Here is a 19243-nt window from a genome sequence, read left to right on the forward strand (position 1 = left end):
ACACTTGTTCATTTCACGCTTAGCGGGATGATATTGGACAGACTGCGTGGAGAAACGCCGATCAATCCCTTGATTTCATTTGAAAAATGCGATTGCGAGGAATAGCCGTGCTTCAAGGCCAGCTGGGTCAGGCTTTCCCTGCCCTCAACCACGTCCAGCAGAGAACGCGCCATCCGCCAGTCGCGCAGCGCGGTCTTGGCCGCATTGCCCAGGGCATGACGGCACAAGCGGCGAAAATGGGAGCGCGACACGCCGTAACGCTCGCCCAGCTCTTGCAATTTGTCGCCGCCTGGCGACTGCGCCAACAGAAAACGCACCAGCCAGTAGCTTTCATTGCGGCGCAACAGGGCCAGCAAGGACGAAAATGGCTCCGCAGGCTCCAGCAACTGGTTCAGAAACCAGTACTCGCAACGGCGCCGATCCGACCATAGAGACAGATCATCCTGCGGCAAGCGCGCGCAGTGCCGCTCGGCAGAACACGGCGCCAGGCCATTGGCCTCATCGACGAAGGCCAGCAATTTGGCCAGCGCCTCCAGCCGAACCGGGTGAAAACAAAGACTGCCGGACGCCACCGTCAGCTTCAGGCGGTCCAGCAGCAACAGACCTTGCCAGCCTGATGGCAGAGTCCAAACCTCACGGTCCGCTCCCCAGCTCAGCTCAAGCCGGGCCCCGCCCTTGGCCAGCGGCAGCAAGAGCCAAGCCTCCTGGCCGGCGATCTCGCGCCGGCCAGAGGCCGCCAAGGTTTGCAGGGGGTTCAATACATTGTTCTCTGTCATCGCATGAAATCCAGGCCCGGCGGTTGCCGGGATGACGACAGTATGTGACAGCGAGGGGGAGGAATCCTGATGGGAATATGATGACCGGGACAATACTTGCTACCAGCAGGCAAGCTACGTCGAGTCATTCTCCCCGCGAAAATATGGAATACAGTTAGCGAGAAAACATTCTCGACATAGGCGATATACCATCACACGCTTGATAACGAGCAAGCCCACTCCCATCAAAATCGCTTACTGACTCCCAGTTTTACGCCCACCCTCACTTTCACTTCCACTTTCGCTTCCACTCCCACTGAAGTTTACACCCTCAAAATCCCCAGAAAAAAGATCAAATCCTGAATCTGGCTCATCTGGCTTTTTAAAATGCTCTTCGAAATTTTTTACACTAGATAAATCATTAACATGTTCCAGTTTTTTTCTTACATCCCCCGCCTGTCCCAAAACTGTCAAGAATCCATCTGCTGTAAATGAATCATTAGACATTTTAGAATATAAACCATTCAACTCACCAACAAGCCCTGTAATCTCTGCCACCACAGCCTCTTTGTAAGGACCAACATCCACTCCCTCGCTCTTTGGCTCATAACGATGAAATGGAAATCCATTCTTGCCGCCATTCATTGTATCTTTTGCAAAATTGGGTATGGACAAAGAAGAGGGAGAAAATCTGCTGTCTTTTTTCTCATTAAATACACCTCCAGCATCTTCATTACTGAATAAATAGGTCCCACCTGAGTGGCTACGCACCAGCGCCGGAGGATCATTCTCGCCCTGTCCCTTCACATCCGCATTGAACTCCACATCAGAAGCTTTGGCTAGTCCTTCTCTCGGATGCGTATGTACAATGTTAATAACATTCATGCCTTCAAAACCAGGCGTTGTGTTCCCTGGCGTCTTAACAGAAGCAGCTAGACCATTAGAGCCATCACTTGTCACCCCTCCTACTATCAGAAGCCGTCGTTCACTCGCATCACCAACCACATTCAACCCAATTTCACTTGCTGTATTTCTATCCATCCCAATAGTTTGAAGATCCTTTAAAGAAATACTAAAGTTGACTGGCAAGAAAACATGAGGAAAAAGAGAAACTGTGCGCGCAGCATCACCAACAGCAATATCGCCCGCTTCACATTGTGCCCTGATGGACTTACCTTCAGCAGCCATTTCATCAGCAATGCGCAATTTTCTAAGAATTCCATCTGGATTATTAGGCTCTATCTCCTCATACTGTGCATGCAATCCCTCAAGCTTTGCAGTATCAACCTTATCACTTGCCTTCAGTATATTGATCTGGCCATCATAAGTTTTAGAGGCCTCCCCCGTGTTGAATTTTTTAGCACGCTCCTCCACCGCGCCACCATCCAAGGCCATACTACCAAATTTTGCATTGACAGACATACCATTCGAGGGACTAGAAATCATATCACTTCCATTGTTCAAACAAATATAACCAATTAAATTTGATGGCAATAAATTACGCCACCACCTTATAACCTCGCAACACACTTCGACATATAAACCAAGTCTAGCCAACACAAACTGCACTGAATCCAAATGCCATGGATGGTTAGCAATACTAGTCAAACAAAGTGGAAAAGGCTCTGCGCATGCTCTAAACGCTCAAGAGGCACACGCGTAACCAAAAAAGCTAAACCACAATCGCCAGCCATACTTGCAGAAACAGCTCACACCTCCACCATCAAGGACGAGCCGGCCCCATCCCTACAGGCGTGACAAACCGGATAGTAAAAATTCCGTTGTCAAGTCGCCAAGCCAGCTGATAATATGTTTGATATGATACATATCATAACGAACAAATTATCAATGCGCCGTGAGACCCTGTAGCTCTGGCCTGCCGCAAAGGATAGAGAGATGATGAACAACGATGGCTTCATGAACCGGCAGTTCGTCTTCGGCGACTTCATCCTGCATTTCGACGGCATGCTGATCCATGGCGAGCGACAGCTGGGCATCCCGCCCAAAGAGCTGGCGGTGCTCACCGTGCTGCTGGAAGCCGCCGGCGAGCTGGTGAGCAAGGATGAGCTGCTGGACAGGGTATGGCCCGATGACGACGTCAACGAAGAGTCGCTGACTCGCTGCATCTACGCTTTGCGCCGCATCCTGCTGGAGAGCAAGGAGCAGCGCTACATCGACACCGTCTACGGCAAGGGCTACCGTTTTTGCCGCCCCGTGGCCATGGTGACCCAGCACAGCGTGCCGGCGACAAGCGCCTCGGTCGCGGTGCTGCCCTTCCGCATGGAAAGCCAGCTGGATGCCCAGGCGCTGCATGGCGCGCTGGTGCAGAATCTGGCGCGCTACGCGCCTTACGGCCTCTGCGTGCTGCCGGCCACGCTGACCCGGCATTGCCATGCCATCGGCGATATCCACACGCTGCTGGAGCAGCTCGCTCCCGACTACTACCTGGCCGGCCAAACCCAAGGCGCGGGCGAAGCCTGTATCTTGCGGGTGGAGCTGATCCGCTCCCGCGGCCACCAGCTGGTTCATCACGAAAGCATCTCGCTATCCGGCTTGCACCCGGCGGCGCTGCAAGCCAGGCTGAACAATCTGCTGGCGCAGCGCATCCCCGGCCTGCGCGTCAGCCGGGTTGGCGAGCTGGACGCCGCCGACACCGCCATCCCCTACCTGAACGCCATTCACGAATTGCGGCAGCACACGCCATCCAGCCTGCTGCGCGCGCTGGGCCAGCTGCATCGGTGCGTGGAGAGCGCGCCCGGCCACGCGCCATCCTGGCGCGCTCTGGCCGAATGTTATCTGGCCTTGGCGCAACTGAGCCTGTTCGATCAGGAGCTGGCGCTGGAGCAAGCCAGACAGGCAGTCGACAAGGCGGTGGAGCTGGACGCCGCCCATCCTCAGACGCTTGGGCTGCTGGCCTTGCTGGGCAGCTTGCGCGGCGAGCATGCGCTGGCCGACGCGCTGTTCGAGCAGGCGCGGCTGCTGGCGCCGCAATCGGTGGAAGTGCACTGCCACCACGCCTGGCATCTGTTTTTATCCGGCCGGCTGAACCAGGCCCAGAACGCGCTGGACGCCAGCCTGGAACGCGATCCTTCCCGCATCGCGGCCAGCATCCTCAAGCTGTGGCTGACCTTTTGCCAGAACCGCCTCGGCGACGCCGTCGCGCTGGGCAAGAGCCAGTTGCGCCGTTACGGCCAGGACCATCCGGTGCTGCAAAGCCTGCTGGCCTTGATCTTGTCGCAGCAGCAGCAGCATGCCGAAGCGCTGGAGCTCATTCATGCCGTGCGCGCCGCGGGCGAAGAAGCCGGCCTGCTGATGCTTAACCGTTGCAGCGTGGAATATGCCAGCACCGGCGACCGCGCCCCGCTGCAGGCGCTGCAGATCGACAGCCGCCATGTGCGGGCCAGCCTGCTGCCGCTGGTGCTGGCGCGCGACGGCCGCGAGGCGGCGCTGCTGCTGTGGGGGCAGTTGCAGGCCGGACGCTACCCCTGGCTGCCGGCATGGCGGCACGACCCGCGGCTGGCGGAACTGTTCGCGCCGCAGATGTCGGCGGCAGCGTGAGCCCACTAAGCCGACAAGATTCGGATGCGAATCTGATCCGCCGCGCCGAATCTGATCGGTTTTTCATCAGGAATGGCACAGCCCGCGCGCATACAGTGGCGGCCGATATCGACTCGCCCAGCAGCCTTGAATAAGAACACCATGCTTGCAGAAGACAACCACCCATCCGAGACGGCCGCCATTGTCGTGCGCCTGCTCAACAGCGCCTTGCGCGGCTGCGAGTTTTTGTTGCGCCCCGGCAGGACGCTGTTTCTGGTAGGCCCCAGCGAAGCCCTGGCCGAGCCCCACCAATTGCCGGAGTTGCCAGGAGACACGCTGTACGTGCCGCTGGCCGACGGCGGCGTCAATTTCGAGATCCTCATCGATGAGGATGCGCGAATCCGCGAGCTGGGCCAGGACGAGGTGGCCGAATATCCGGCTGGCTTCAATCAGATCATCCGGGTGGGCGCGCTGGAGCTGGCGTTGCGCCCTCAGGACCAGTCCTGGCTGCCGGAAGTGCTCAATCCACGCCAGACAGATATCCGGGCAACGAAGCCGCCGCGCCGCCGCAACCGCTGGCTGGCCATTCCCGCCCTGCTGGCGTTGCTGGCCGCGGCGGCGCTGGGCTTCAGCAGCTACGAGCAATGGCAGGATAGTTCTCAACACAAGACAACTGAGCTGTCGGCGCTGCTGGGCAACGATCCTCAGCGCTTTCAGATACTGCCCGGACAGGATGGCCGCTTTTACGTCTCGGCCACCAACGAAAGGGACACCGCCTGGGCGCGGCAAGCCCTGCTGCGCGGCGACGCCCCCCGCGCGTCTGAAGTCATTACCCCCTTGCGCGAAAACGAGCGCATCGGCCGCTGGCTGGCAGCGACTTACCCGGATCTTGCTTATTACTGCCTGCAACTGAATGATCCGCGCCACCCCCAGCTCTGGATCAGCCTGCAGCGCGCCGCGCTGAGCGCCGAAGACAAAATGCGCCTGGCTGCCCGGCTGGTCGAGCGCCTGCCTTACGCCGACAAGGTGGAAGTCATCCCGATGGACGACGCCGCCGCCGCGCGCGAAGCGGAAGCCGGGCTTCAGCGGCTGGCCTTGCCCTTCCGCCGCCAGGACAACCCAAGCAGCGTCGTCTTCGCCATCTCAGGTTCGCTGGGCGATGACGAACTGCAGCGCGCGCGCCAGTTCGTCGACCGCTATTACCGCCAATGGGGCGGCCGCTATGTGCAGTTCGCCATCGAATTGAAGGATGACTGGCTCAAGGGCAAGTCCTTCAAGTACGGCGACCAGGGCTACGTCAAGCTGGACGCTGGCCACTGGTACTTTCCCAAACCGCTCTGACAACAAGGAAACATTCCGTGGGATTTTATATCACCGACCGATCCGCCCAATTTGACACTACCGGCCTGCAAGCCACCGTCCAATCCGCGCTGGATGCCCTCGTCGCGTCGCCATCCGATCCGTCGCTGCTGGCCAAATATCAAAGCGCCTTGTCGGAATACAACCTGTACCGCAACGCCCAATCCAACGTGGTCAAGGCTTTCAAGGACATTGACGCCGCCATTATCCAGAACTTCCGTTAATCGCCGCGCCGGCAAGGCGCCGGCGCCAACCTGGACTCCAAGATGATTCCCATTTCCGCCGCTCAGTCGCGCCAGGCCCTCCAGGTCAGCGACATCAGCCAGACCGCGCAGCAAACCGTATCGCTTGAAGACCGCATGATCCACGCTTTCGCCGAATCGGCGGTCGCCACCGGCTCCGAGAAAGCCGCCATCATGCAAAAGCTGGATCAGCCCGAAGCCTTGAGCGATCCGGCCGAACTGTTCCAATTGCAGCAACGCAGCTCCAACTACAATCTGGAAGTCTCCATGCTCAGCACCCTCGCCCGCAAAGGGGTGGGCGTGGTGGAAAGCCTGCTGCGCTCATGATGCGCGCCTGCCTGAAAGCCGCGCTGCTGGCGCTGCTGCTGGCAGGCTGCCAGCAAAAGGACTTGCTGAAGGGTTTGGACCAGCAGCAGGCCAATGAAGTCATCGCCGTGCTGCAGCGCCACAATATCGAAGCGGACAAGCAGGACAAGGGCAAGAGCGGCTTCAGCATCGCCGTGGCGCCGTCCGACTTCGCCGCCGCGGTAGACTGGCTGAAAACCTACGACCTGCCCTCCCGCCCCCGCATGGAAGTGGCGCAAATGTTCCCGGCCGACTCGCTGGTTTCCTCGCCGCGCGCGGAGAAGGCCAGGCTGTATTCCGCCATAGAACAGCGGCTGGAGCAGTCGCTGCAGACCATGGATGGCATCCTGTCCGCCCGCGTCCACGTCAGCTATGACCTGAATGCCGGGGAAGACGGCCGGCCGCCCCAGCCCATTCATCTTGCCGTATTGGCAAGCTATGACCGGGATATCGAACCGGAACCAATGATCAACAACATCAAGCGGTTTCTGAAAAACAGCTTCGCCGATGTCGAATACGACAATATCTCGGTGGTGCTATCGCGCCGCAGCGAAGCCCAGCAGCAGCCGCCCGGCCAGCCATCCTCCAACCGGCCGGACAATCTGCCGATATTGCTGGCCGGCCTGGCCGCCTCGGGCTTGCTCGCCGCCGTCGCCGCCTGGCTCTGGCTGCGCCAAGGCAGGCGAGGCGGCAAAACGGCGCTCGTGGAGGCTCGGCATGGCTGAGCGCTCCGGCATTGACGCCGAGCTGCCCCCTCAAGTGCGCAGCATTCTATTCGACCCGCTGTCCTATCTGCATCCGCAACGGTTGCGGCTGCCTGCCGCGCTGGACAGCCCGCGGCAGCGCGCCATCGTCAACGACATGCTGATCAGCGGCCATCGCCTGGATTGTCACTGGCCCACCGGCCCGCTCAATAGCGCCACCCGCCAGTTCCTGCGCCATTGGCCGCGGCTGCCGCAAACGGCGTATCTGATCGGCTGCCAAGCGCTGCGCGCCGCTCTGGGTTGGCAAGGCGGCCTGCTGCGCCTGCCCGTCTGGGCCCAAGGTTTCGCCGCCATGCCGCTGGCTCCGTCAGGCGGCGTCGCGCCGTCCCGTCCCGTTGCCCACAACGATTTGCTGCGCGCCGGCTACAGCCGCCTGCAGGCCTGGAAGGGGGAGTTGCCAGCGGCGCTCTCCCAACGGCTGGCGCTCGCGTTTCCTCCCGCCATCGATGGCATGCCGGCCGCGTCCGGCGCGCCCGACGTCCTGCTACTGACATTGGCTCTGCAATATGCCCAGCGACACCCCCATCTTCCGCCCGCAGACAGCCATTGAGGGCGTGCTGATCCGCCGCGGCCAGCTGGAACGCATCCGCCGCGCCCACAAGCTGGAGCGTCAGGCGCGCCAACGCGCCAGCCAATTGCTGCGGGAAGCTCAAAATCAGGCCGACGCCATTCGCAGCCATGCCTATAGCGACGGCTACCAACAGGGCATGCTGACGGCGCTGGATCAGATAGCCGCCGCGCTGGCCGACAGCCAGGCCCTGGCCGAACGATGGCGCGGACATCTGGAGCAGCAGGCGCGCGCCATGCTGGCCGCCGCTGTCGACCACCCTGACACCTTGCTGCTGCTGCTGGACGAATGGCTGAAAAGCCAGCCGCCCGCCGCGCCGGAAGCCACGCTGTACTTGCGGCTGCCCAAAACCGCCCGCCCGCGGCAAGGCGCGCTGATGGCACTGCTGGCGGAGCGCTGGCATGGCGTCATCCAGATCGACCACCACGACGATGACCGTTTCATCATGCGGTGCGCCGATCAAGCGGCGGAATTCTCCCCAGAACACTATCTGGAGCCGGCGAGCCGCCAGTTGCTTCAAAGCCTGAACGGTTTGCAGCAAGACTGCCGCCAGTTGTCCGCCGCCGCTCTGGAGCAATTGCAGCGGCAATTGCGGCAACGGCTGGAGCCGCTGGCCGCGACGCTCCCCGCCACCCCGTCAACGGAAAACTAAACACGCCATGATCACACCCGCGCCAAACCGGATTCCCGACACGCAGACGCTCGGCATGAGCGCCGCGGATTCCATCGTCCCGCTATACTTGCGCGCAGCCCAAGCCCAACAAACCGCCGCCGCGCAGGAAAGCGCGCTCGCGCCCGGAGACGCCGCGCAGGCGCAAGCCTTGCTGGCGGCATTGAAACAGCTGCCGGCGCCGGCATCGGACTCGCAGGCGGACCGCAAAGCCTATATCGCCGCCATCGCGCGGCAGTTGCGCGATTTCAAGACCCCTCAGGGCGACGCCCGCGCATTTGCCACCCTGGCCCAGCAAAAAGCCGTGCTCCAGCACATCCAGAATGAAATCGGCGACGCCTCCTCTCTTTACAAGCCGCTGACCGGGGTCATGCTGGGCGCCAGCAATCTGCAATCGCAAGTGAACCAGTGGATGCAGGAAGTTCTGTTGTCGGATGGCACTCCGCCGGAATTCAGCGACTGGTGACCCGGGAGCGGTCAAACTGCGCTCGGCGGACTGCAACGGAACCGCCGCGGGATATCCTGGCGCAATCGGATGCGGCCGCCGGCGGGAGGGGCGGCATCGGGGCCTCCGGATCGCCGCAAAAAACACAGCCGCCCTTCAGGCGGCTGACACAGCTGAATCCCGCGCCTGAGGCAAGGCTCTCCGGCTCAAGGGATAAAAATGGCGGGCCGTTCAACGCGGCATCGGAACCTCGGCCGGCCGCCCCGCAACCGCGACGGCGAGGCCGGGGACAGCCATATCGATGGCCATGGCCGCGCGCCGCTGCCGCCGCCGCGCGTCATCCAGCTGCAGCAGATCCCGAACCATGCCCTCCTCTTCGGAGAGAAACCAGCCGAACAGCTCGCGCGCGGTAATGGGCAAGTCATCATGAACGCCCGCCTGAATGGACTGCCGCGCCCAGGCCTGGAAGCGGTCATACAGCTCGGCTTCGGTTTCAGGCAAGAGTTCCTGACTGCCGAAATGTCCAGCGGTCAACTGCGTCGACTCCGCGACAGTCAGCAGGGACACGTCCATCCACAGCGCGCCGCGCCGCGCCGCGGACTGGGCAGCAGCCGCAGCCGTCGCGGGCCGCCACTCCGCCGCCGACGGATCGGCCAGCAGATTCGCCTTCACAAACTCGTCGCCCGCTCGCTCGAATGCCGATGCCGCCGGCGAGCGCTGGCCAAGCCAGGCCCTCATTCGTTCCACCGCATGCGCCGCGCGAAAGACTGCCAATGGCTCTTCCGCCCGCGCCGCGCCAGGCACTCGCCGCTCCGGCATCCCTCCAAACAACCCAGGCAGCCAACTCAGCATGGCCGCGGCCATCCGCCGCAGCAACTCGGCACCCTCATCCAATTCCTTCTCTCCCAGGCAATGACGGGCAAGGGCCGGGAAGGCATTCCGCTCATCCGCCCACCCCAGCTCTCTCAATACAGCTTCCGTCAAGCAAACGCCGCCGCCTCCGGCCTCCCGATCGTAATCCGGCAGAGGCGCCAGCGGCGGCAAACCCATGATTTGCGCGCCATTAAACAATGAACAACCTTTCAGCACGTATACGGCTTCATCGCCAGGCATGGCCCCCGCGCGCGTCACTGGCAGCGCGAACACCGCCAACGCGGCCTGCGCGCCGTTAGCGAGCCTGATTTCGCCAAACCGTTGCCGCAAGTCGTCTATCTGCTTCAACGTCAGCCAGCGGGGATCGGCGCTCTGCGCCGGCAAGGCGGCGCTCAACAACAAATGATTGATGCCTTGATAAACCGTTCCCGACAGCGGATTGAAATGACGCCCGGGCACGACAGCGCAGCCTGGGCGCAGCGCATCCAAATACCGGGACACCCTTTCCGAAGCCTCGCTCAAATAATCGCGCCGTCCGCTTCGCCGCAGACTCATGAAATCCCCTCTTCCCTACAGATACAAGCCGCTGATCGACTGATGCAGGCCCGTCTCCCCTCGCCCCATCATCGAGGCCAGCGTGGCCAGGCTTCCCAGATAGGCCGCCGCGGCCTGGGCAAACACAGGATCCGCAGCCGACGCCGCCATGGCGCGGATCGCCACTAGGCCATCCCCGCCCAAGGGGGAAAATGCGACCTCATGGTCTTCGGCCAACAACTGCATGATGCACAAGCGCTCGATCGCCAGCTTCAGAAAAGGCAGGCAGGCCCACCGGGCATCTTCCTCATCGTCGCTCGCCTCCGGCGGCAAAGGCGCATCCAGGCCCAGCCTGCCAGCCTCCGCTGCCGACAATGCATCCGCCGGTATCCGCCGAGGAAAACCTTGCGCATCCATCGCCACTCCCGATCTCACCATTCAAATGAAAAACCTGCCTCGCCCGCGAGCGATGCGATTCGGCGTCCATCAGGCGCCGACAGCCAAGGAACGCAGGCCCGCCGTGTTTTCACGCTCCACATCCAGGCCGCGGTAAAGCCTTTCGATCTCCGCCGTATTCTGCGTCGCGGCCAATGTCGAGACCGCCGCCGAAACCGGCGCGGCCGCCGGTTCGCGCTCCATCGTCAAAATCGGGATGTCCGCGCCCTGCGCCGCTCCGTCGCCCGGCAACGCGCGCCGGCCCATATCGCAAGGATGCGGCGGATGGTCCAGCATCGCGATATGCTCGACCCGCCTTACCATTCCGGACAAGGCGGACCCGATATCCTGGCGCAAGGTATGTCGATAGTTGACCGTGCCGCAGACTTGGGCAGTCGGCATCAGCAACACATGGTCGGCGTAGATATCCCCATCCAGGTTGCCGGCCACGACCACGACGCGGGCATGCAAATCGCCGTTGATGTCGCCCCCCTGACTGACGATGACGATGGGATCGCATTCCTTGACCGCCCCATTGGGAATCAGGCTGCCGATGATCCGACCCGACACCTTGACGCCGCGGCCGATGAAGATGTCGCCATGGATCTCCATGTCGATCTCGATCAGCGAGCGGATCTGCTCGCGCGTGATGGTGGGCGAACTGCCCTTGAGCGTGTCGCTGATCGCCTCCTCAGGCTGGCTGCCCGCCACCACCTGCAGCGCTTCCGACTGTTCGATAGAGTCGAGTTTGCTGAGCGCGTCGCTGCCCAGCAGCATTTTCGCGAAAAACTTTCGCATGACTTCATCCTTTCATATCCGCGCCCAATGGCGCTGCCGTCATCCAGCCTGCGCCGCTGGCTAGAAGTTGACCTTGTAGCGGCCATGATCCGTTTCGATCACCTGCGCTTGCTGGTCTATGCGCTGGATCACTTCGCCGCTCCTGAAGCGATCGCCTACCTGTAATTCAGTGGCGCGGCCATCCGGCTGCGTCACCCACACCGATGTGGAGGACATGCCCAGCACGTTCAAATCCCGCGTCTTCCGTCCATGTCCGGCGGCAACCGGCTTACGCGCGCTCTCCGGCCGGCTGCGAGCCGTCAACGCTTTCACCTCCGCTTCCAGCCTGGCGACCTTGGCCGCCAGCGTCTCCTCCGGGGGCGAGGACTTCGCGTTGATGGCCCTGGCGTCAAGCGCCGGCGCCGCGGATTTCCGCCCGGATGGAGCGGACGCCGACGCATCCGGCGCCGTTGCAGGCTGCTGCGCGGCAAGCGGGGCGGAAGCATTGGTCCGCGCGGCAAGCATTGGCGGCGCCGCACGCCCGGCCGCCGCGGATGCCGCGCCAATTTTCGCAACGTTCTGTCGCGGCGCCGGCGTCGCCGGACGGCCAACAGGCGCCACGGTAGCGGCCAGCGGCTCGACAATCGGCTGCGGACTCAAAAACCTCTGCCATAACAGCAATCCCAGCAGGATGAGCACAAGCCATGCGATCAGCGCCAGCACCGCCACGCGCCGAATATCGCGCTTAGGCTTGCCCTCCGGCAGCGGGTGCGCGGGCCTTTCCTCCATCCTGAAGTCCTGGTGCGGCAAAGATTGCCGCCATGCATCACGCGCGGCGGAGCGCTCATCGGCAAAACCAGGCTCCTCCCTATCCAAGGCCAGGCTTTCCGCATCGCCAAAATCATGCATTCCACTCATTCCGACACCTCGTCACATAGGTCAATGCCGGAAATATGTTATATTGAAGTAGGTACTAAATCAAACTTTATGTTGATGGATTGCAAAAATTGCGTGCCCCCCGCCCACTGACAAACCTTGTCCGAAAGAAAGCCAGAAACACATGATCGACCGGAAAAGCGCGCTCCTCATCGGAAGCGCGAGCATCGCGCTGACAGGGCTATTTTCCTGGCTCAGCCTGAACGCCTCACTCGCCGCTCAGTTCGCCGCCGCGCTGCTGGTCTTGGGCTTGCTGCTTGGAAGCTTCTTGAATGTGCTGGCTTACCGGCTCCCCAGAATGATGGAGTCCGCCTGGAGACGCGAATGCGCCGAAGCCGCGGGCCAGCCGATGCCGCCTCTTGAAACGCTGACCCTATCCCGCCCGCGCTCTCACTGCCCCGCCTGCAATGCCCCGCTGGCGGGATGGACGCTGATTCCTCTGCTTGGCTACTTGCTGCTTCGCGGACGTTGCGCCGGCTGCGCCGCCAAGATCAGCTTGCGCTACCCCCTGGTCGAGCTCGGCATCGGCCTAGCCTTCTTTGGAATAGGCTGGCGGCTAGGCCCCCATCCCATCGCCATCGCCTGCCTGGTTTTTCTGTTCCTGCTGTCCGCGCTGGCGCTGATTGATCTTGACGCCCGACTGTTACCAGACGCGCTGACTCAACCATTGCTGTGGCTGGGTCTAGCCGCCAACCTCTTTCATCTATTCATTCCACTGCAAGACGGAGTAGTCGGCGCGATGGCCGGATATCTGCTGATGCGGACGATCGCCGCCGCGTTCCGCCTATGCACGGGACGGGACGGACTCGGCGCCGGAGATATCAAGCTGGTCGCAGGCTTGGGAGCCTGGCTAGGATGGCAGCAACTGCCGCTGATTGTCGGGCTGGGCGCCATCAGCAGCGCGCTGGCCGGCGGCGCGCTGATCGCGCTGCGGAAGATTGACGGCCATGCGCCGCAACCATTCGGCCCCTACCTCATCGGCGCGGCCGCGGTAGCGCTGCTCTGGGGAAAAGAAATCGCCGCCTGGTATTTGAAGACAGCCTTGGGACAGGGCTAGCAGCCAGTCTTGACACTGCGCCGGATGGCCCCAAGGGCCATCGCCCGGCGAAACCATCACTCGGATCTAAGACGCCTTGGCGCGTCGCGCATCCTTCATGACGTCGGCGGGGGGCTCGCCGTCCAGCAAACGCCGCACCCACCCCCGCTCCGGCTCGGCCAGGACGCCGATGCGCCGCTCCACCCGCTCGGCCAACCCCCTGGCGCCGTGAGCTTCCTCCAGCGCGACATTAATCATCAAGTCCTTGCGGTACTTGGCATTGCCTCGCATTTGGAAAAAGTCCAGCAAATTGCGGTCAATGCTCTCCGCCTCAGGCTGCGCCTGTTCGGCTAGGCGTCGGTCCGCGGCCGGCGGCTGGCGGCTGGCCGGCGCGACATCGGCGGGATGGATGGCCATATCCACCAGCTCTCGCGCCAGTTGAGCGTGGCCGGCAACCGCAGCGCGCCTCACCGCGGCGGCATCCAGCGCGGTGATGGGCGCGTTGCTCATGGGAAACAGCACGGACAACGCCACGGCGCCCAACGCATCCCGCGCTCCGAGCGCCTCCGCCCTCAGGAAAAACTTCGCGACATTGCTTTCCGTCATGGAAGCCGGCGGCGCTCCGTCAAGAAAAGCGCCGGCCTTCCACTCATCAAACCGTTGCCGCATCGACTCAGGCACCTCGCCCTTGAAGTAGCAAGCCTGCAACTCCTCCGGCAATACCGCCGCAAGTTGACGCTCATACACCGGGATGTTCACCGTAGACATCTGTCACACCTTTTTGCGATAGACCCGATCATTACCGAATGACACCATGTTCTTTTAGTGCCGGCACCTCTCCAGTTGCGACCCTCTCCATTCGGTACAACAACTCCGTCAATCTGGCCAAATCCACCACGCCAGAAACGGAAAGACTAGGCATCGCGCCCTGCTGCAGAACCGCCGCCTCAGCCTCACTGCGCGCAGCCACGAAATTGACCACGGGATTCCGGTCCGGCGCATGGGTCTTGGAAAACCCGACAACAACAAAAACCCGCTCCGCGGGCAGGCGGCCGTCATCGTCAAAAGCCACCCCCTCCTGCATCAGGCAAGCCTCGTCGCCGGCGGCGATCCGATTCATGTAATTTACATATCGACGCACTTCGGCCAGACTCATCACACCCGCCGGCTGAAACTGCGGCATGCAACGCTTTGCCAAACTGGATGCGACGGTCGCAGTGTCCGCAATGACATACACAGAAGCCGCCGAGAACGCTTTCTTAAGTTTTGCCCAATAGCCCGCAACCAAAAATACGCGTCCGTCATCGTACATGTCTTTTCCCCTCACTCAGTTACCATGAGTGACCCTGCCTCTTGGCGCAGCCCGGAGGTTACAGTTTCTTTTAGTTTCATTACTACTAGAGTGTACCACAAGGTCACAAAAATTCATTTCCACGAACGCCAACGACTACACCGCTCATACATGAGCCTCCTCCATGTCCGGGTTATCCGCATTTTTAAACGGTACGCTGCCAGCCGCTCCGCCGCGCAGCCAGAAACACAAACCACCATTGTCAGACAATCAACAGGCATAAAAACACCCAGCTCGCCCCTGGGCAACCACCACCAAGGCAAACAGCCTGACATGCCAAACTCAAGGTAAAAAAAACAAAAATATTGATTTAGTATCATCGGAAAAACGAAGTCTACAGGAAAGGTAAGGAATGACTGCGACTATCCACTCAAGAAGCATTCAACAATGCCTCGTTTCCAGCCCGTTCGCCCTCAAGGCGAAATAACCGCCCGCCAACCGCCTTCGGTCGAATCCGCCGGCGTTGCCGCCGCAGGTCCAAATGCATGAGCTCCGGGTGTTTCTACCGCTCGACGCAGTCAGCGGCGCTCCTCAAGGCAACCCGGATTTGGCACACCGTATCTTCCACCCAGAACAAATAGTCGCGCATGCAGACTGCAAGTTCCTGAAACTCCTCAATCACGGCTGGATCGCCGACATCATCCGCACACCAATGCAGCATGGTTTCCAGACTATCAGCCAGCTGTCCCCTGACGCTCAATCCTTGAACAAGATCATTGGCCCGCTCCTGGGTCAGCGCGCCGACCCGAATCGCCTCATCGATCAAGCTAGCCAGCAGCAGGGATTTTTGCGCAATGTCCTTCAGCACCGCTTGAATTTTTTTCATACCAAACCTCTATCAACCCTTCCAGCCCTATCCAAGGAAGTCTCAGCCAACACACCAGAGCATATGCCAGACAAAACGACACGCATCATCATCCGCTTCACACCCATTCCCAACTCGTCACCCTGATCCAATCGCCCAAAACCGCCTTGACACCCAACAGGGGGACCGCCGCCGGAACGCTCAATCAATACATGCTGCAAGCTTCAATACGGAAAAGCATGTCAACGGCAATGCCAAATCCAATTAATAATTTATTAAGATACATACTTTAACACAACTTTTTATTAAAAAAACGCTAAATAACGCTCATGCAAAACGGTGATTTTCCACGCAAATCCACGCTCTCCAATGCTTGCCAGACGTGAAACATCGCATTGCCGCACAAGTGCGCCGACCCGGTATTTTAATGCTCATTCATCCTGGATAATGGCATGGCCCGCCCTGCCAACCGGCGCCTCGCCTGACGACGGGCCGACGAAGCCGCCGCATGCGAAAGTCATCGCCCATAAGCACAGCTTGGATGCGCGGCCTTGGCGATCGAGAATGCGCGCCCGATCCGCCATGCCCATCTGGATTGCTCAGCGCCTCAAGACATAGTCATCAAATTTACTCATGGTATGCGCCAAGGTGCGACAAAGGCGGCCCGGCGGCGGCCATGGCTGCAGCGAGAAGGAAGGCGCGCGAACGCACGGAGGGAGCCGCAGCCTCAGACCAGCGGGCCTTGGATCAAGAAGAAGCAAAACGGCGCAGGGCGCAGCCGGTTGCCACGCCCTGGCCATATTTATTTGGTACACATGGCTACAGCCTTCCAGCAGCCCGACTCCGCGCCCCCGGTCCAGATATACCAGCCCTCCCGATTCAACTTGTCGCGCGGCAGCGGACGCTCGTCATTGCGGGACTTGTAACCCTGCGGATACTCGGCGCGCGGTATCGTGTAAAAGGCCAGCGGCGCGCTCTCCTCCGGAGCCAGGGTATATTTGATATAGGGATCCTCTTGATTCTGATTGGGCCAGCCAGTCAGATAGTAGCCGCCCGCCACCAGCCTGGCCCCCTCCTCGCAATAGGCGATAGACGGATTGCCGTTGTCGCCCCTGGGCGGACGGACCGAATGCTTGCCGCAGGACTCGACATCGGCCACCGCGGGCTTGGTTTGCGAAAAACCGCCCGGCGCCCATTTCAACCTCTGGCATGACAGGATCAAGCCATCCTCATCGCGCCCCACCAGGCCGTTCGGCGAGCAATCCGCCCCGATCACCGCTCTGGAGTCGCCTCCCAATTGCAGGTACTTATTGGCAGTCAGCCGCTCCTTGGCGATGAGCTCGCCTTTCATCGTCGCCTGCTTCTCCACCGTCAGGTTGCCGCCGGCAGACAAATCCGCTCCTGCGGTGATGTTCTGGAAAGCCAACATGCTGCCGGCGGCGATCGCATTCCCATACATCGTCAGCGAGCCCGTCCCCACGATGTCCTTGGCTGCGCCTATGTTGCCGCCCCCCATATCCAGATTGCCGGTCATCGGCCGGCTGCCGTCGCGCCTCAAAAATTGGTCCATGTCCGAACGCAGATAACCGCCGCGCACGGCGATGATGCCAGCCGGCTGTCCCTGGGCTCTGTTCACGATCCGAGCGACCTGCCCCCCGTTATTGTCTGGAAACGTCAGCCACTGGCTGTTCTGCAGCATCGACATCCCGCCATTGGCCCCTATCGTCTGCACCGCGGTGGCGGCCGCCACATAGTCAGCCTTGTCCGAAACCGACGGATACGGCAGCAGCAACGGTTTGTCGACATAGGTCAAAGCATCGATATTGCAGGTTTCCGGGGCCGAACACTGGCTACCCTTGCTCAGCACGATCTGATAGTTGCCGCCGGTCAGCGGCGGCTTGTCGCCGAAACCGCTCATGCCGGCGAACTTGGCGATCTCCTGAACCGTGGGCTTCGCCGCATCGCGGGCGATCAGCACGCCATTATCGATCAAGGGAATGGGCGGGCCGGAAGCAAACAGGGCCTGTACAATCGTGGGGTGATACTGCACGACGTAGCTGTTCACCCCCCTGGCCAATCCCGCCAGCGCGCCGCCCAGTTGCCGGCCGCGGCTTTCCCGCCAGTCGTTCACCTGCCGCACTCCCAGATACGCCAGGCACATGCCTATCAAGGTCACGGCGATCGCCAGGCTGATCAGCAACTCCCCTGCCTGCTTCCTGCGCATCAGTTCCCCCTGTTCTGAACATTCATGCGCCGCTGGATGTCCACTTCTCCCTCCAGGCGCGCGTATTCGCCCTTGCTCAGGAACTGGTAAAGGTCCCTGCGCTCGCGCACATCCAGCGAACTGACTTGCGGAATGCCGCTGTCCAGACGCTGGTGAAACACCATGCGCAAGGAGTCGGCGATGAATTTGTCGGCCTGGATCTCGCCGCCGGCCCGCGCCAGCGAAGCCAGCCGGCTCAGCGCGGTGGGAATGTCGCGCGAGTGTATGGTGGACAAGACCAAGTGGCCGTCCACCGCGATTCGCAGCAACTCGGCCGCGCTATGCGGATCGCGCACCTCTCCTATCATCAGCATCGAACGTTCCCGAGCGGGGAAGGAGCGCAAGGACGTGGTGATCGCCTCGGCGAAACGGCGGTCGAAGCTGATTTCCTGCCCCGCCGGACTATCCGTCACGTCGATCTGAGTGCAATAGCCCTCGCCATGCCAACCCTCGATGACGATCTCCACCGGATCCTCCACGGTCTGGGCGAAACCGCCGAACTTCTCGAGCCGGGACACCAGCATCGCATTCAGCGTGGTGGTCTTGCCCGAACCCGTCAGGCCCGAAAACAGCACCAGCCCGCCGCTCTTTTTCAACTCGTCCGACTGCATCATCCGCATATGGCATTCCAGCAGGCCCAACTCATTCAGCTTGGGCGCCTGCCCCATCACCTTGCGGCACGCGTAACGGAATGGCTGCATGCGCTGAACGCGCCAGCGCGCGCCGCCAACGGTCACGGTGAAACCAGAGCGCTGCTCCATCTGCCTCTGCTCGGCCAAAACCGCTTCCGCCATGCCCTGCAGGAAAGCCCTGTGCTCGTCCGCCGGCCGGATCTGCCCGGGAAACAGCACACTGGACTGCCAGTCGCGCACATGCAACTGAACGTCGGTAATCATCTCTTGCATCATGTATCCGGATACTCTCGCCGGCGCCCCGCATCCGCCGGGCGCCGCTTGTCATTTGGTGAACGCGAACTCGATATCAGCAGTCTTGCCGTCACCGGGATTACACGCCGTGCCCAGGCTGCTCACACTCAGCGCCTTGCCACTAAAGGTGTCCTTCACCGGAGTGCCGCCGATCTTGATCCTGGCAAACAGCGCCTGCACATTGGGCACCAGCTTGGCGCAGGCTTCCGCGGAATAGCCTTTCGACGTAATGATCAAACCGTCATCGTTGCCGAAGACGTCGCCGTGGCCCCAATCGACCGTGCCGCCGAAGCGGTTCAGTATGTTTTTTCCACTGATGCGATCCGGCGGCGACAGCTTGAGGCTGACCGCCACATCGGTCGTCAAGCCACTGCTGTCCGCGCCGCTGCCGAACACGCGCAGGGCGTTGGAAACCGCTTGCTGGATGTCCGAGGTTTCCGAATTGACCTTGATATTGGTCATCACCGTCGGCACCACCAGAAAGCCGACTGCCAGAATGAAGGCGATGATGCCGACAGCGACCGACAACTGGATCAGGTCTATGCCGGCCTGGCGTTTGAGCGAGCCGCGCCTGACGGCCATGGTTTGTATGGGCAATGCATGCATGAGTGTCTCCCATGAT

Annotated in this window: 21 protein-coding genes; 9 read left to right on the top strand and 12 right to left on the bottom strand. The window is 61.1% G+C overall.

Annotated features, from left to right (window positions below; translation table 11 throughout):
* Positions 1–8 precede the first annotated feature (8 nt).
* Both invF and ACX17K_RS05705 read right to left on the bottom strand, forming a co-directional pair.
* Positions 9–776, bottom strand: coding sequence for an AraC family transcriptional regulator InvF (gene invF / locus ACX17K_RS05700; RefSeq protein ID WP_493774046.1), 768 nt, complete (start codon positions 774–776; stop codon positions 9–11).
* A gap of 234 nt (positions 777–1010) precedes the next feature.
* Complete coding sequence (locus ACX17K_RS05705) at positions 1011–2201, bottom strand: hypothetical protein (protein ID WP_493774047.1); 1191 nt, start codon at positions 2199–2201, stop codon at positions 1011–1013.
* A gap of 450 nt (positions 2202–2651) precedes the next feature.
* Here ACX17K_RS05705 and ACX17K_RS05710 point away from each other — a divergent pair, with 450 nt between their 5' ends.
* The 8 genes from ACX17K_RS05710 to ACX17K_RS05745 all read left to right on the top strand — a co-directional run bounded on the left by ACX17K_RS05710 (position 2652) and on the right by ACX17K_RS05745 (position 8706).
* On the top strand, positions 2652–4313 hold the full coding sequence (locus ACX17K_RS05710) for a HilA/EilA family virulence transcriptional regulator (protein WP_493774048.1): 1662 nt from the start codon (positions 2652–2654) through the stop codon (positions 4311–4313).
* A 141-nt stretch (positions 4314–4454) separates the two neighbouring features.
* On the top strand, positions 4455–5633 hold the full coding sequence (locus ACX17K_RS05715) for a PrgH/EprH family type III secretion apparatus protein (protein WP_493774049.1): 1179 nt from the start codon (positions 4455–4457) through the stop codon (positions 5631–5633).
* 17 nt (positions 5634–5650) lie between these two features.
* Positions 5651–5875 carry a type III secretion system needle complex protein gene (locus ACX17K_RS05720; protein ID WP_324769786.1) on the top strand — a complete coding sequence of 75 codons (225 nt, stop codon included), beginning with the start codon at positions 5651–5653 and terminating at the stop codon, positions 5873–5875.
* Between the two features lie 42 nt (positions 5876–5917).
* Positions 5918–6220 (top strand): type III secretion system inner rod subunit SctI, encoded by a 303-nt coding sequence (gene sctI / locus ACX17K_RS05725; RefSeq protein WP_493774050.1) that lies wholly within the window; start codon positions 5918–5920, stop codon positions 6218–6220.
* Positions 6217–6963, top strand: a complete 747-nt coding sequence (locus ACX17K_RS05730; RefSeq protein ID WP_493774051.1) for an EscJ/YscJ/HrcJ family type III secretion inner membrane ring protein — start codon at positions 6217–6219, stop codon at positions 6961–6963. The genes sctI and ACX17K_RS05730 overlap by 4 nt, the downstream gene beginning before the upstream one ends.
* Positions 6956–7552, top strand: coding sequence for a type III secretion apparatus protein OrgA/MxiK (locus ACX17K_RS05735; protein WP_493774052.1), 597 nt, complete (start codon positions 6956–6958; stop codon positions 7550–7552). Before ACX17K_RS05730 ends, ACX17K_RS05735 begins: the two co-directional genes overlap by 8 nt.
* Complete coding sequence (locus tag ACX17K_RS05740; RefSeq protein WP_493774053.1) at positions 7509–8222, top strand: hypothetical protein; 714 nt, start codon at positions 7509–7511, stop codon at positions 8220–8222. The genes ACX17K_RS05735 and ACX17K_RS05740 overlap by 44 nt, the downstream gene beginning before the upstream one ends.
* Positions 8223–8277: 55 nt before the next feature.
* Positions 8278–8706, top strand: a complete 429-nt coding sequence (locus ACX17K_RS05745; protein ID WP_493774054.1) for a hypothetical protein — start codon at positions 8278–8280, stop codon at positions 8704–8706.
* Positions 8707–8916: 210 nt separating this feature from the next.
* Here the strand turns inward: ACX17K_RS05745 and ACX17K_RS05750 are convergent, their stop codons facing one another.
* The 4 genes from ACX17K_RS05750 to ACX17K_RS05765 all read right to left on the bottom strand — a co-directional run bounded on the left by ACX17K_RS05750 (position 8917) and on the right by ACX17K_RS05765 (position 12213).
* Positions 8917–10113, bottom strand: a complete 1197-nt coding sequence (locus ACX17K_RS05750) for an ArdC-like ssDNA-binding domain-containing protein (RefSeq protein WP_493774055.1) — start codon at positions 10111–10113, stop codon at positions 8917–8919.
* 15 nt (positions 10114–10128) lie between these two features.
* Positions 10129–10509 carry a hypothetical protein gene (locus ACX17K_RS05755; RefSeq protein ID WP_493774056.1) on the bottom strand — a complete coding sequence of 127 codons (381 nt, stop codon included), beginning with the start codon at positions 10507–10509 and terminating at the stop codon, positions 10129–10131.
* Between the two features lie 69 nt (positions 10510–10578).
* On the bottom strand, positions 10579–11325 hold the full coding sequence (locus ACX17K_RS05760) for a bactofilin family protein (RefSeq protein WP_493774057.1): 747 nt from the start codon (positions 11323–11325) through the stop codon (positions 10579–10581).
* Between the two features lie 60 nt (positions 11326–11385).
* Complete coding sequence (locus ACX17K_RS05765) at positions 11386–12213, bottom strand: hypothetical protein (RefSeq protein WP_493774058.1); 828 nt, start codon at positions 12211–12213, stop codon at positions 11386–11388.
* Positions 12214–12364: 151 nt separating this feature from the next.
* On the opposite strand from ACX17K_RS05765, the gene ACX17K_RS05770 reads away from it, so the two are divergent.
* Positions 12365–13297 carry a prepilin peptidase gene (locus ACX17K_RS05770; RefSeq protein WP_493774059.1) on the top strand — a complete coding sequence of 311 codons (933 nt, stop codon included), beginning with the start codon at positions 12365–12367 and terminating at the stop codon, positions 13295–13297.
* Positions 13298–13363: 66 nt separating this feature from the next.
* On the opposite strand, the gene ACX17K_RS05775 is transcribed toward ACX17K_RS05770, so the two are convergent.
* From ACX17K_RS05775 to ACX17K_RS05800, 6 genes are all read right to left on the bottom strand, one after another.
* Positions 13364–14044 carry a hypothetical protein gene (locus ACX17K_RS05775; RefSeq protein WP_493774060.1) on the bottom strand — a complete coding sequence of 227 codons (681 nt, stop codon included), beginning with the start codon at positions 14042–14044 and terminating at the stop codon, positions 13364–13366.
* Between the two features lie 31 nt (positions 14045–14075).
* Positions 14076–14588, bottom strand: coding sequence for a hypothetical protein (locus tag ACX17K_RS05780; protein WP_493774061.1), 513 nt, complete (start codon positions 14586–14588; stop codon positions 14076–14078).
* A gap of 541 nt (positions 14589–15129) precedes the next feature.
* On the bottom strand, positions 15130–15453 hold the full coding sequence (locus ACX17K_RS05785) for a hypothetical protein (RefSeq protein ID WP_166440451.1): 324 nt from the start codon (positions 15451–15453) through the stop codon (positions 15130–15132).
* A gap of 781 nt (positions 15454–16234) precedes the next feature.
* Positions 16235–17656 (bottom strand): shufflon system plasmid conjugative transfer pilus tip adhesin PilV, encoded by a 1422-nt coding sequence (pilV, locus tag ACX17K_RS05790; RefSeq protein WP_493774062.1) that lies wholly within the window; start codon positions 17654–17656, stop codon positions 16235–16237.
* Positions 17656–18600: an ATPase, T2SS/T4P/T4SS family gene (locus ACX17K_RS05795; RefSeq protein WP_493774063.1), complete on the bottom strand. Its 945-nt coding sequence runs from the start codon at positions 18598–18600 to the stop codon at positions 17656–17658. The genes pilV and ACX17K_RS05795 overlap by 1 nt, the downstream gene beginning before the upstream one ends.
* A gap of 51 nt (positions 18601–18651) precedes the next feature.
* Positions 18652–19227, bottom strand: coding sequence for a type 4 pilus major pilin (locus tag ACX17K_RS05800; protein WP_493774064.1), 576 nt, complete (start codon positions 19225–19227; stop codon positions 18652–18654).
* Between the last annotated feature and the right edge of the window lie 16 nt (positions 19228–19243).

Source organism: Chromobacterium sp. INPA-IVC, from assembly GCF_059047085.1.